This window comes from Rhodococcus sp. 05-2254-5, from assembly GCF_002258575.1.
Classification (GTDB): Bacteria; Actinomycetota; Actinomycetes; order Mycobacteriales; family Mycobacteriaceae; genus Rhodococcoides; species Rhodococcoides fascians.
The window spans coordinates 80,253-93,004 of sequence record NZ_NOZG01000014.1; the positions used below are offsets into that span (position 1 = coordinate 80,253).

The window sequence follows — 12,752 nt, forward strand, 5'->3', positions numbered from 1 at the left end:
GGTCACCGTTGCTGCGCGGATTCGAGAAGCCAATGCGCGATGGGGGCGGGCCTGCCGTACAGATAGCCCTGCGCGTAACGGCAGTCGAGTTGCTCGATGATCGCGGCCTGTTCCTCGGTCTCGACCCCCTCGGCGACGGTCGCCACGGGAAGCGCGGACGCCATGGCCGTGATGGCGCGAATCAGCTGGACGTCGGAATCGGAGACGCCGATCTCGTGGACGAAGGACTTGTCGATCTTGAGCAGCGCAATCGGCATCTTGCGCAACCGGTTCAGCGAGGAGTAGCCGATACCGAAATCGTCGAGCACGATGAGTACGCCCATGGCGGCGAGCCGATCGAGCACGGTCTTCGCTGCGCCGATGTCGTCGATCAGAACACTTTCGGTGATCTCGAGCGCCAGGTCCGCACCGGTGACGCCGAAGGTATCGAGCACCCGTTGGACGATGCCCGGCAACGAGTCGTCGCGCAACTGCATCGGCGAGACGTTGACCGACATGGTGACGTCCTGCCCGTTCGCGCGCAGTGTCACTAGATCGGAGATCGCGGTGCGCAGTACCCACTCACCGATCTCCTCGATGAGATTGGTCGATTCGGCGATCGGGATGAACTCGTTCGGCGTCCGTACTCGGCCCTGCCAGTTCCAGCGCACGAGCGCCTCGTAGACAACGGTCTTGCGGGACTTCGTCGCGACGATCGGTTGGTAGTAGACCTCGAGCTCCCCGCGCCGGATCGCGCCGCGAAGTGCGGTGGCGGTCTCGATCGCCGATGTTGCTCGCGCACGCAAGGACTCGTCGAAGAACGCGTAGCGAGACGCCCCGAGAGATTTCGCGTGATACATCGCGGTGTCGGCCTCGCGGATGGCGTCGTGCAGTCGTTCGGCGTCGGCGATGCCCACCGAGGCCGAGACGTAGGCGGTGGCAGCACTGAGCGGGAACGGCTCGCTCAGTCGCTCGATGATGCGGCGCGCCAACAGTTCCGAACCGGAACGGTCGCGGCGGGTGAGCACCACGAACTCGTCGCCGGCATACCGAACGACGGTGTCGGCGGCAGCGACGGCCGCGCGGATGCGACGTGCCGCGGCGACGATCAACTCGTCTCCGACGCGGTGGCCGTACGAATCGTTGACCATCTTGAAGTTGTCGAGGTCGACGAACAGAGTGCAGGTGCGTCCGGGTCGCTGGGCGCGTTCGTGTCGGGCGTACTCCGCGTCGAGCGTCGTGCGGTTCGGCAGTCCGGTGAGCAGGTCGTGTGCCGCGAGGTAGCGGGCATGCTCTTCGCCGGTCTGCACTCGGGCCAGGGCGCGTTCGCCGCGCAGGAAGGCACCGACCAGGATCGAGGCGAGCAACAGCGAGCGGACGATCAGGTCGCCGGTGGAGACCGCCGAACCGAGCAGCGGCACGGTCGCGCAGACCACCAACATCAACACCACGAAGACCACCCGACGGCTGCTGTGGGCGGGTGCGGGGGTCTGCCGGTGCGACACCGTGCGCATCGACGGGTCGAGCGCTGCCATTGCCAGCGACAGGTACGCGAACAGATAGATGCCGTCGAGCAACCCCGAGGACGGAGCGTCGTCGGTCGTCGCCGCGAAGGCGTAGGACACGTCGCCGACGAACGTCGCCACCAGGGCGAGCAGCGCCCAGAACAGCGCGGCGGAGCGGGGTTTCGAGGAGAAGAGCAGATACGTCGTCAACGTGATCAACGCTGCGTCGATCGCCGGATAGATCCCGTTCATCACCGTCGACACGGACGAACGCGGCAGGTCGAGGGCCGGAGAGATCAGCAGCAACCACGACAGGAACAACGTGCCGAGGAAGATCAGGCCTGCATCGACGAGGGGGGTGATGTCGTCGATCGACCGGCGGTCTCGGATCCACCGAGACAGGGAGTATCCCACCAGGGCGTACCCGGTGAGAGTGAAGAGATCCGGGAGCAGCGAGAACGATCGATCCAGTGCGTCCGGATCGCTGCGAAACGAGACTCCGAACATGAAGAGCACCGAGGCTCCGAACAGAGCCCACCAGCATCGGGCGTCGCTCGGACGGTAGCGACGAATTGCCGCACTGATCGCCACGACCGATCCCACGGCGACAACGGCCAGCACGCCGGCACGCACGTCGGCACTGCCCTGGACGAACACCGCCACCGCGACGACGGCCACCGCAGCCAGGAACGCGGTCCGCACCGATGGCACGGCGAATGGCGCAGCGGCCTTCGCATTCATCGAAGGACCCCACTTCCCCTCGCCGTGCGGCGCTCGCACCTTCTCCGCTGACGCCTTCATCGGTGAATATACGTCTTTGCCTGCACAAACGGTGACCAGGGTCACTAATTGCCTTCGAACAGACCTCGGCTCCACCCACCCGTCGAAAACTGACGTCAACCGAAGGTTGACGGCAGGCGGTCGTCAACCTAAGGTTGACGCATGACCGAATCAACGAAGATCACCAATCCAGTCCGACTCGACGACCTGATCGCCGCCATCGAGAAGGTGCACACCGACGCCCTCGATCAGCTCTCCGACGCGGTGATCGCCGCCGATGCGCTCGGCGACATCGCCGACCATCTGATCGGACACTTCGTGGATCGAGCACGTCGTTCAGGTGCGTCCTGGACTGCCATCGGCGCCTCGATGGGTGTCAGCAAGCAGGCGGTGCAGAAACGTTTCGTGGCCAAGGGCGGCGACGACCCTGCCGAGCTCGACGCCAGCCAGGGCTTCTCTCGCTTCACTCCGCGCGCACGAAATGTGGTGGTGGGGGCGCAGAACGAAGCCCGGGCGACGAGCAACGACCACATCACCACGGGCCACTTGATCCTCGGCCTGCTCGGCGAGCCCGAGGGCTTCGCCGCGAAGCTGCTGGGTGCGCAGGGGCTCACCGACGAGCAGATCCGCGCCGCGGTGACGGCGACGCTGCCCGCACCGGCCGATCCCCTGCCGGCGCTGATTCCATTCGACGCCGGTGCCCAGAAGGCACTGGAATTGACCTTCCGTGAGGCGCTTCGGTTGGGACACAACTACATCGGCACCGAGCACATCCTGTTGGCGTTGCTCGAGAACGAGGATGCCACCCTGACCGAGCTCGGGGTCCGCAAAGACGCCATCGAGAGCGGACTGGCAACCGCGCTGGGAAGCTGATGAACCGCCGTCAGGAGGCCATTGCTTCGGCCTGCTCGACGGCGAACCGAACGTCCTCCTCGATGAGATCACCGTTGATCGCGGCACCGGCCTTCACGCCTGCCGCAGATGCCGCGACGACGGTGTCCATGGGTGCCGCTACGTTGCCGGCCACCCACACTCCTGGCACGGACGTCGCCCCGACCGGGTCGGCCTCGATGTAGGTGCCCAGGACGTGCCCGTTCATCACCATCTCGGTTGTCTCGAGTCCCAATGACTCGAGAACGTCCGCGCGGGAAGTGAAGTTGGGGCCGACGACCACGGCGTCGAGCGCGACGGCGACGCCGTTCGCCAACGTGACGCCGACGATGGCGTCGTTCTCGACGTCGACTCGCGTGATCTCTTCTTCGACCACGACGATCCCGCGGGCGCGCATCCGCGTCAGATCCTCGGGGCTCAGTTCCGTTGCAGTGTGGGTGAAGACGGTGACGTTCTCGGACAGCTGACGCCACATCTGGGCCTGGTGTCCGGACATGACGCTGCCGATGATGCCGATCGCCCGGTCTCGGACCTCCCACCCGTGGCAGTACGGGCAGTGCAGTACATCGCGGCCCCAGCGCTCGGCGAGCCCCGGAATGCTGGGAAGAATGTCGGTGAGACCGGTGGTGACCAGAACGCGACGGCCTCGAACGACGGTGCCGTCGGCGAGGGACACGTCGAACCCGGAGTCGGTCCGCACCGCCGACGTCGCGGTGCCGTCGACGATGCGGACGCCGTAGTGCTCGGCCTCGATACGGCCGAGGCGAACGAGCTCGAGCGGAGATTCGCCGTCGCGCGTGAGGTAGTTGTGCGAATGGGCGGCCGGAGCGTTGCGCGGATCGCCGGCGTCGATGATCGTCACGGATCGGCGCGAGCGTCCGAGAGCTACCGCGGCGCTGAGCCCGGCGACTCCGCCGCCGACGATGATCGCATCGACGCGGACATTCTCGGTGGGCGCTGGGGCGTTATCTGAAGTCATGTCTGCAGTGTGCAGACGGGACTACCGCCTTGGCAAGATAAATTGCCAAAACAGCAACTCGTGAAAGACGAAAGTACTTCCAGGCGGTGCTCGCACTCGAAACGAGGTAGCTACCCCGTTTTTCGGCGCCTTGACAACGTCACCGGTCGCCATCGCCAGCCGTAAGCGCGGATCCACCGCTTGAACAGGCTGTTCGGTTGCGGTGTACTGGTCGGCAGGAACAAGTTGGGGGCGCTATGGGGAATTTCCACATCGGGGATACGGTCGTCGCTATCCGAAATCTGGGCCGCGTGCGGTGGCGAAGCGGCATTCCCAAGGGAACCGTGGGGATCGTCGTAGGCATCGACTGGCTCGGCGACGCTCGAGTGGACTTCACCGCCGACGCATCGATGCGAGCGCGCGGAGAAGCGCTGGAACACATCGTGGCCGACGGTGACGTCCGAACGGTGCGCGCCGCGCCTCGCCGCTTGTTCGGCTAGTTGCCGTCGGTTCGCTCGTCGTCGGTGGCCGGTCCGGTTTCGATGGCCCCGCCCTCGCTGGACCAGTCGTTGGTGTCTGCGCCCGCAGCCGGGTCGGACTGCACGTCTTCTTCGGCGTCGGGGGTCGAGTTCTCGTCGTGCTTCGGATCAGTCATGTGAGGTGTGTACCCGTGCGGTGCCGGACGAACCGTCGGCACCGCACGGATAGCATACTGCCGGTCCTACAGTCCGAAGGGCAGCGTTCCCGGTGCCAGTTCGAAGCCGCTGCTACCAGCGGAAATGGAGCCGAAGCCGGCGAGGATCGCGTTGATGAAGTTGGTGATCATGAGATGTTCCTTTGCTTCGATGTGTAGACGTACTCGTGGGACAACCCGGTCGAGGTTACCGGCCGCGGTAGCGTCGAACCTGTGAGGAACCCTGGGATCTACGTCGGGATTGCTGTTGCCGTGAGCCTGCTTGCGGCGTGTTCTTCGCCCAGTGCACCGGACGCCGACGTCCCGGACACCCCGGCTTCGGCGCCACTGAACTATGTGGCGCTGGGTGATTCCGCGGCGTCGGGGCCACGCATCCCGGAGCAGGTGGGTGTGCCGGGCTGCGAGCAGTCCGACTCGAACTACCCACACGTCGTCGCGGCTCAGCTCGAGGTCGCGTCCTTCGTCGACGTCACGTGCGGCGGGGCAGTGACCGAGAACCTGGTCTCGACGCCCCAAAGCACCTCCAGCGGGGATCAGCCCGTCCAACTCGACGCGGTGACGCCCGAGACCGATCTGGTGACTGTGACGATCGGTGGCAACGACATCGGCCTCGTCTCGACCGCGGTGGGCTGCCTGACGTTCGCGAATTCCTCGACCGGCAACGTCTGCAAGGACCGACTCACCGCCGGCGGAGTCGACACCGTCGCCGCCACCATCGAGGCCGAGGCTCCGGGCTGGGGAGCGATGCTCGACGCGGTAGCCGAGCGTGCGCCCGACGCGCGGATCCTCGTCGTCGGGTACGGAACGTATCTCCCCGACGGTGGCTGCTTCCCCACTCAGCCGGTTCTCTCCGAGGACGCCGACTACATCCAGAGCAGCATCACCGCCATGAACCAGGCGCTGAAGACACAGGCCGAGGAGCACGGGGCGGAGTTCGTCGACACCGAGGCACTGAGCGTCGGCCACGATGTCTGCGCGGCAGTCGATCAACGGTACTTCGAGGGCGTCATCCCGGAGAACCCCGCAGCGCCACTGCACCCGACGGCAGCCGGCATGGCCGCCATCGGTGACGAGGTCGCCGCGATCGTGCGAAGCGAATAGGTGTCCACGAGAAGGTAACTGGCTCTACCCGGGCGGTCGACTATCGGGAAGTGTCAACCGTATGGTCTCGTGGTCTGCAGTATTCGGCGTGTTCGCCGTCGCCCTCGTGTTGGTTCTGACACCTGGTCCCAACATGATCTACCTTGTCTCGCGCAGCATCTCGCAGGGGCGGCGGGCGGGAATGGTGTCCCTCGCAGGTGTGGCTGTCGGCTTCCTGGTCTACCTGACGGCGACCAATCTCGGCTTGGCTGCAGTGTTCACGGCCGTGCCTGCGCTGTACGTCGCGGTCAAGCTCGCCGGTGCCGCCTACCTCGGTTGGCTTGCGGTGCAGGCCCTACGCGGAACGGTCTCCGCCTTCGAGCCGACTGCGCTGCAGCAGGATTCGAACCGCAGGCTGTTCATGATGGGGCTGGTGACCAACCTGCTGAACCCGAAGATCGCCATCATGTACATCTCGGTCATTCCGCAGTTCGTCGATCCTGCTGCCGGACCCGTTTTGCTGCAGGGTTTCGCACTCGGCGGCGTGCAGATAGCTGTAGCGGTTGTGATCAACCTGGCCATCGTGGTGCTGGCGGGATCGATCGCCCGATTTCTCGCCGTCCGGCCGACGTGGCTGAAGGTGCAGCGTTACCTGATGGGCACAGTGCTCGGGTTACTGGCGGTCCGTGTCGCTACCGACGGCGGGCGACCGCTCCCGGCGTGATCGACGCGTGGCACGCAGATCCGGATCCAACCGTCGTCGTATGCCTTCGGATGCAGCCGGCCCCGGAAGGAACTGTGCGTGGCTCTCGCGCAGAGTCCTTCCTGTCTCGCGGTCGACGAGGACCGGATCGATCGGTCGGCCATCTCCGTCCACCAGCACCACCCGCCGATCCTGTTGCGGCACATGCTTGTTTCCCCATGCATACAGAGCGACGATGACCGTGCTGAGTTCACGGGCCCGCGCCGTCGGTACGTACTCGTGGCGCGGGGGGTGCTCGCTGTATTGCACCTTGGTCAGCATCCCGCCGTCGACCAGGCCTTTGAGTCTGCGCGCCAACATGTTCGGAGCAATACCGAGATTGGACTCCAGCTCGTCGAAGCGAGAGAAGCCGTCGAGCACATCCCGCAGGATCAGCAGCGTCCACCATTCGCCGACCTGCTCGAGCGCCCCGGCGATGGGGCACTCCATGTCCGCGAAACTACGGCGTTGCATTGCTACTTTCCAGGGATGACGAGCAAGGAACTCGTCCCGGTTGCGACGACCCTGCCGGTGTTGTCGACCACCGAACCCTCGGTGAAGATCACTCGCGAGCCGCTCTTGACCACGGTCCCCGTGGCCGTCAAAGGTCCGCTGTGAGAGTGCACCGGGCGTTGGTAGCTGACGTTGATGTCGATGGAGGTGTACCCGGTGCCTGCCGGGAGCGTGGTGTGGGCCGCGCAACCGAGGACTGTGTCGAGAAGCGTGCACACCAGACCGCCGTGCACCATGCCGATCGGGTTGTAGTGCGCCTCGGACGGTTCGCACTCGAACACCACTTTGCCGGTCTCGACCAAGACCGGGGAGAACTGCATGAGGGCGGCGATGGGCGGAGGTGGCAGCTCGCCACTGACCAGCGCACGCATGGCGTCGAGACCGCTCATGGTGGACGCAGTCTTCAGCACCTCGGCGGGGTCGACCCACGAGAAGGTCTGCGATCGTCGTTGCTCATCAGTGATCATGTGTCTCGCCTGTCCTCGAGTAACTATCACCATGATAGTCAGCTGCTCAGGATAGTAACCCCTGATCGCGGTAGGCGCGCCAACCGCCGTACTCGGTGATGTCGGTGCCCTTCTCGGCCGCGTCGTGGGCGCAGCAGAACCCGGTGACCCAACGTCCGTCCGACAACTCGACGGGACCGAGGCCCATCGGCGCGGGCAACCCGGCGAGGAAGGTGCCGAGCGCGGCGGCGGACATCCGGTACAGCTCTCCGGCTATGGGTGCGCCGTCCCCTTCCCGCCGCACCAGACCGGGCTTGGGCGGTGTGGTGTGCAGATCCACGAGTCGATAGTCCGCAGACGTGGTCACCTCGCCGCTGAACCGTGCGCCCCGATCGGTCAGTTGGCTGTGCACCGGAAAACCGTGCAGGTGCGCTCCTACGACCAACACCTCGATACCGTCGTCGATCAGCGAGGGTGACGGCACTTCGCTCAGCCGAGCAGCGAGGTCGATCGCGATCTGATCCTCGAACGCAGGGACGACGAACATCACTCCGAACGGATTGCCGTCCGACGTCGGGGCACCGGGGACCGCGACCGCCGCCATGTCGAGCAGGTTGCAGAAGTTGGTGAACGTGCCGAGGCGTCGGTTGATGCCGACCGGATCTGCCTGCACTGTAGCGATACTCGGATGTTCGGTGGTGGTGGGCAGCAGTAGACCGTCGACCTCGCGTAGCAGTTCGCGGGCAGCCGTCTTGGCCTGGGTGAGTGTGCCCAGATCGTCCACGTAGCGGTGCGCGGACGGGCCGGCTGCAGAGCGGACGATGGCAGCGACCGTGGGATCGGCACCGTCCGGCGCGGTGTCGAGATATTCTCCGACGGCCGAATAGCGTTGCGCCACAATGGCTCCGTCGTACAGTAGCGTCGCCGCATCGAGCAGCCCCGAGATATCGACCTCGATGTGACTGAAGCCCTTCTCGGCCAGGCCGGCGACCGTCTCCTCGAATGCCCGACGGTATTCCGGGCTCAGCGATACCAGATCCGCGGCACGTGGAACGGCGACCCGGGGCTCCGGCGACGCGGCCAGTCGAATGTCGGCGGGCCAGGCCCGGCTGCGCGGATCGGTGGTGGTCGGACCGGTCATCACTTTCATCGCCGCCGTGGCACTGTCGAGATCGTGGGCGAGCGCGGTGACGCAGTCGTAGTCGGCGCAGGCGGGAACGACGCCGGTGTTCGGCACAATCCCGAGTGTCGCCTTGATTCCGACGAGTCCGTGGAACGCGGCGGGGACTCGCCCGGATCCGGCTGTGTCGGTGCCGATTCCGATGTCCGCGATCCCCAGTGCCACCGCCACTGCCGAGCCGGAACTGGATCCGCCCGAGACCAGCGTGGGGTCCCAGGCACAGCGCACTGCTCCGTAGGGGCTTCGGGTGCCGACCAGTCCGGTGGCGAATTGGTCCAGGTTGGTCTTGCCGAGTATCAGTGCGCCCTGGCTCGTCAATCGTTCGATGGCGACGGCGGAGACTGCTGGTGTGTAGGCGAATTCGGGGCACGCCGCAGTAGTGGGCAGACCGGCGACGTCGATGTTGTCCTTGACGGCAACCAGCACGCCGGCGAGCGGCAGATCTGCACCTGCCTCCAGTGCGCGTTCGAGCGCCACCGCCTCGGCCAGTACGTCGTCCTCGTCGCGCAGGGTGATCCACACTTCGGGTCGGTCGACCTCCGCGATTCGCTTGTAGGCCTGCAGAACTCGTTCCCGTACCTCAGGCAGCATCGATCTTGCCTCTCTTGTCGAATTCTCCGGCGGCCGACCACGCGTCCCGCTCGGCCCCGAAGGCCACGGCCTGGGTCGCGCGGAACTCGGCGATGGATTCGGCGTTGGTCTCGAGGAAACTCTCGTGCTCGGCGAGCGAGAACTCACCGTCGGTGATCTCGACTCCACCGCCGCGACCTGCTGCCAGATCGGCGCGCAGGTCCATCAGCTCCTCGGGTTCGACCGAGTACCAGGAGATTCGGTCGAAGAACCGCAACAGCCACGGGGTTCCTTCCTCGAACGGCCCGCCGCTGTACGTGGCACTGTGGTTCCACACCTGCGTGGTTCGGCCGACGAACTGGTATCCGCCGGGACCCTCCATGCCGTAGATGCACAGGTATGCCCCGCCGATGCCGACGGCATTCTCCGGCGTCCACGTGCGTGCCGGGTTGTACTTCGTCGTCACCAGGCGGTGACGCGGATCCAGCGGAGTCGCCACCGGGGCACCGAGGTACACGTCACCGAGCCCGAGCACCATGTAGTCCGCCGCGAAAACGGTATCGAAAACGTCTGCGACGGAGTCGAGTCCGTTCATCCGCCTGATGAATTCGATGTTCCAGGGACACCACGGGGCGTCGGCACGCACGCCGTGCATGTACCGCTGAATTGCTTCGCGGGTCGACGGGTCGTCCCACGAGAGCGGGAGCCGAACCTGACGGCTGGGGACCACGAGTTCCGAGGCGGCAGGCAGATCATCCTCGACCTCGGCGAGCAGCCCCATCAACGAATCGATCGAGAGCACATCGGGATTCACCTTGACCTGCAGTGAGCGGATGCCGGGGGTCAGATCCAACAGGCCTCGGGGCGCGATGGCTTCGACACGCTGATGCAGCGCGTGCACCCGTGCTCGCAGGGTGAGGTCGAGTTTCATGTCGCCGTATTCGACCAGCACGTTGTCGTCACCAGATCGCCGGTAGGTGACGCAGGTATCGGCGTCACGCCGAGCGATGACGCCGTCGTCCCCGTCACCGCCGGCGGAGAAGACCGCGGGCAGTGATGCGCGCCGGGCGAGGCCGAGCGATCCCAGCGGCGCGGTGGCTGCAGCCCGGACCGGCACGAATCGGATGGTGTCACCGGGCCGAAGCTGGCCGAGCTTCCAGCGTTCGGCCGCGACAACGGTGACAGGACAGACGAATCCGCCGAGACTCGGGCCGTCGGGGCCGAGCAGGATCGGGGTGTCACCGGTGAAGTCCAATGCGCCGACGCTGTAGGCGTTGTCGTGGATGTTCGACGGGTGCAGTCCGGCTTCACCGCCGTCGGCGCGCGCCCACTGCGGCTTGGGGCCGATCAGCCGAACTCCGGTGCGATCGGAGTTGAAGTGCACCTCGTAGCGGGTGGCGTAGAGGGTGTCGATGTCGTCGCGGGTGAAGAACTCCGGTGCGCCGTGCGGGCCCTCGGTGACTGCGATGTCCCAGCTCGACGTCAGCACCGGCAGGTGTTCCATCGGGATCGGCCCGAGGACGGAGGAGTCATCGGAGCGGCCGGCCAGTCCGATGATGTCACCCTCGCCCAGGATGCCGCCGCGATGCCCGCCGAACTTGCCGAGCGTGAATGTGGCTGCGCTGCCGAGGTAGTCGTCGACGTCGAGGCCACCCTGGATCAGGACGTACACCCGCAGCCCGTGGCCGGTGGTGGTGCCGACATCGAGGGTGGCACCGGCGGGAACCAGGACCGGTTTCCACTGCGCGGCCGATCGGCCGTCGATGCGTACCGGAACCGCTGCACCGGTCACACAGACGTAGGTATCGGCGTCGAACGTCAATGCCGGCCCGGCCATGGTCGATTCGAGACCCGGTAGACCCTCGGGGTTACCGAGCGCGGTGTTGCCGAGCCGGAACGACAGATCGTCCATCGGTCCCGACGGCGGCACGCCCACCTTCCAGTAGCCGACGCGTCCTGGCCAGTCCTGCACCGTGGTGATCATGCCGGGCCGCTGGACGGTCATCTTGGTCGCGGTCATGATCGCGTCACGATCATCTGCACCGCGGTGGGGTCGAATTCGTTGCAGGGGTTGTTGATCTGCGGGCAGTTCGAGACCAACACCAGCGTGTCGATCTCGGCACGCAACGAGAGCGTCTTTCCGGGAGCCGACAGACCGTCGACGATGCCGAGGGTGCCGTCCGCGTCGACGGGGACGTTCATGAAGAAGTTGATGTTGGGGGCCAGGTCTCGCTTGCCGAGACCCCACTTGGAACCCTCGATGAGGAAGTTCTCGACGCACGCGTGCTGGTGCTGGGTGTGATGGCCGTAGCGCAGAGTGTTCGATTCCTTGGAGCACGCGCCGCCGACGGTGTCGTGGTTGCCGACCTCATCGTCGATGATCGTCATCAGAGGTGTCGAATCATCGCTGCGCAGGACGGTTCCGGTGGTGAGGAACAGGTTCCGTTGCGCGGTGACCGTCGCGGCGGCGGAGTACCGGAGCGAATGATCGTGTGCGCCGTACAGCAGGGTGTCGACGGCCTGGTTACCGTAGAGATCGACGATCGTCAGGACGTCACCGGCCTCGACGACTGCGGACCAGGGCCCGAACGCGGGGGCGATCTCGTCTCTGATGATCACTGCACTGGTGGTCACTGCGCTGCCTTCCATGCGTTCTCGGTGTTCTGCACTGCGCGTTGGTATTCCGGCTCGGTGTTGTCGAGTGTGAGCAGCTCTTCCGGTGCGCGCCAGGCCAGTACGTCGAGTGTCGTCGTGTCGTACTCGGGACTGGGGTTCAATGGGTGAGCGGTGTTGGCGAGCAACACGATCACCGGCAGGTGGATCAGCAGATCCACCGAGCGGCCCGGTCCGGCAGAGCCGGTGCTGACGAGGCTCCCGTCCGCGTCGACGGTGATGCCGTGGAAGAACGACAGCGACGGTCCAACGTCGCGCGGCTCGAGTCCGTGCTTGGCCGCGGCAAGGGTGAACAGCTCGCGTCCGGCCGGAGCGGACGAATGCGGTCCGCTCACTCCGTATTTGGCGATGTTCGTCGCCGTGGACGTGGTACCGCACAGCGCGTCGTGGTGACCGGAGGTGTCGGCGACGATGGTCGCCAGCACGCGGCCCTGATCCGAGAGCAGGGGGTGGCCCGCGCTCAGGTACGCCTGCCACGGAACCTTGACGGTGTCCGCGGTGTTGAGGCGCTCCCATGGTGCGTCGACGCGATAGAGCAGCAGGTTGGCGCAGGCGGCACCGTCGACGTCGACGAGGCGCAAGCGGGTTCCGCGAGCCAGAACCTTCGTGGTGTAGCTGCCGCCGGGCACCGATTCTGCCCACGTGAGCTCCGAGACGCCCTCCGGTGCTGTGGGTGCCGGCGCGACGGTCGCCTGGGATCGTGCGTGTTCCTTGGCGGAATACGTTGTTGCCGTGCTCATG

At 65.8% G+C, this 12,752-nt stretch carries 13 protein-coding genes; 4 read left to right on the top strand and 9 right to left on the bottom strand.

Annotated elements, in window-relative coordinates:
• Positions 1 to 2: 2 nt before the first annotated feature.
• Positions 3 to 2,285, bottom strand: coding sequence for a putative bifunctional diguanylate cyclase/phosphodiesterase (locus tag CH278_RS10550; protein WP_256991846.1), 2,283 nt, complete (start codon positions 2,283 to 2,285; stop codon positions 3 to 5).
• Between the two features lie 141 nt (positions 2,286 to 2,426).
• On the opposite strand from CH278_RS10550, the gene CH278_RS10555 reads away from it, so the two are divergent.
• Positions 2,427 to 3,137, top strand: a complete 711-nt coding sequence (locus tag CH278_RS10555; RefSeq protein WP_027495137.1) for a Clp protease N-terminal domain-containing protein — start codon at positions 2,427 to 2,429, stop codon at positions 3,135 to 3,137.
• Positions 3,138 to 3,147: 10 nt separating this feature from the next.
• On the opposite strand, the gene CH278_RS10560 is transcribed toward CH278_RS10555, so the two are convergent.
• On the bottom strand, positions 3,148 to 4,134 hold the full coding sequence (locus CH278_RS10560) for an NAD(P)/FAD-dependent oxidoreductase (protein ID WP_052053614.1): 987 nt from the start codon (positions 4,132 to 4,134) through the stop codon (positions 3,148 to 3,150).
• Positions 4,135 to 4,370: 236 nt separating this feature from the next.
• Here CH278_RS10560 and CH278_RS10565 point away from each other — a divergent pair, with 236 nt between their 5' ends.
• The gene (locus tag CH278_RS10565; protein WP_032369989.1) at positions 4,371 to 4,613 is read left to right on the top strand and encodes a hypothetical protein; all 243 of its coding nucleotides are present in this window, start codon (positions 4,371 to 4,373) and stop codon (positions 4,611 to 4,613) included.
• Here the strand turns inward: CH278_RS10565 and CH278_RS27445 are convergent.
• Complete coding sequence (locus tag CH278_RS27445; RefSeq protein ID WP_167735595.1) at positions 4,610 to 4,768, bottom strand: hypothetical protein; 159 nt, start codon at positions 4,766 to 4,768, stop codon at positions 4,610 to 4,612. The two genes, CH278_RS10565 and CH278_RS27445, sit on opposite strands and share 4 nt — an antisense overlap.
• Positions 4,769 to 5,020: 252 nt before the next feature.
• Between CH278_RS27445 and CH278_RS10570 the strand changes: the two genes are divergently transcribed.
• The gene (locus tag CH278_RS10570) at positions 5,021 to 5,908 is read left to right on the top strand and encodes an SGNH/GDSL hydrolase family protein (protein WP_200937348.1); all 888 of its coding nucleotides are present in this window, start codon (positions 5,021 to 5,023) and stop codon (positions 5,906 to 5,908) included.
• A 61-nt stretch (positions 5,909 to 5,969) separates the two neighbouring features.
• Positions 5,970 to 6,611 (top strand): LysE family translocator, encoded by a 642-nt coding sequence (locus tag CH278_RS10575; RefSeq protein WP_032367722.1) that lies wholly within the window; start codon positions 5,970 to 5,972, stop codon positions 6,609 to 6,611.
• Here CH278_RS10575 and CH278_RS10580 read toward each other — a convergent pair.
• From CH278_RS10580 to CH278_RS10605, 6 genes are read right to left on the bottom strand one after another with little or no spacing between them, the layout of a single operon-like run.
• Positions 6,561 to 7,103 (bottom strand): winged helix-turn-helix transcriptional regulator, encoded by a 543-nt coding sequence (locus CH278_RS10580; protein ID WP_080736265.1) that lies wholly within the window; start codon positions 7,101 to 7,103, stop codon positions 6,561 to 6,563. The two genes, CH278_RS10575 and CH278_RS10580, sit on opposite strands and share 51 nt — an antisense overlap.
• Positions 7,104 to 7,105: 2 nt before the next feature.
• Entirely contained in the window at positions 7,106 to 7,609 is a 504-nt protein-coding gene (locus tag CH278_RS10585; RefSeq protein WP_027495142.1) for a PaaI family thioesterase, read from the bottom strand.
• 46 nt (positions 7,610 to 7,655) lie between these two features.
• Positions 7,656 to 9,359, bottom strand: a complete 1,704-nt coding sequence (gene atzF, locus CH278_RS10590) for an allophanate hydrolase (RefSeq protein WP_094621857.1) — start codon at positions 9,357 to 9,359, stop codon at positions 7,656 to 7,658.
• On the bottom strand, positions 9,349 to 11,358 hold the full coding sequence (locus tag CH278_RS10595; RefSeq protein ID WP_094621858.1) for a 5-oxoprolinase/urea amidolyase family protein: 2,010 nt from the start codon (positions 11,356 to 11,358) through the stop codon (positions 9,349 to 9,351). Before CH278_RS10595 ends, atzF begins: the two co-directional genes overlap by 11 nt.
• The gene (locus tag CH278_RS10600; protein ID WP_094621859.1) at positions 11,355 to 11,987 is read right to left on the bottom strand and encodes an urea amidolyase associated protein UAAP2; all 633 of its coding nucleotides are present in this window, start codon (positions 11,985 to 11,987) and stop codon (positions 11,355 to 11,357) included. The genes CH278_RS10595 and CH278_RS10600 overlap by 4 nt, the downstream gene beginning before the upstream one ends.
• Positions 11,969 to 12,751, bottom strand: coding sequence for an urea amidolyase associated protein UAAP1 (locus CH278_RS10605; RefSeq protein WP_094621860.1), 783 nt, complete (start codon positions 12,749 to 12,751; stop codon positions 11,969 to 11,971). Before CH278_RS10605 ends, CH278_RS10600 begins: the two co-directional genes overlap by 19 nt.
• Position 12,752: the final 1 nt, after the last annotated feature.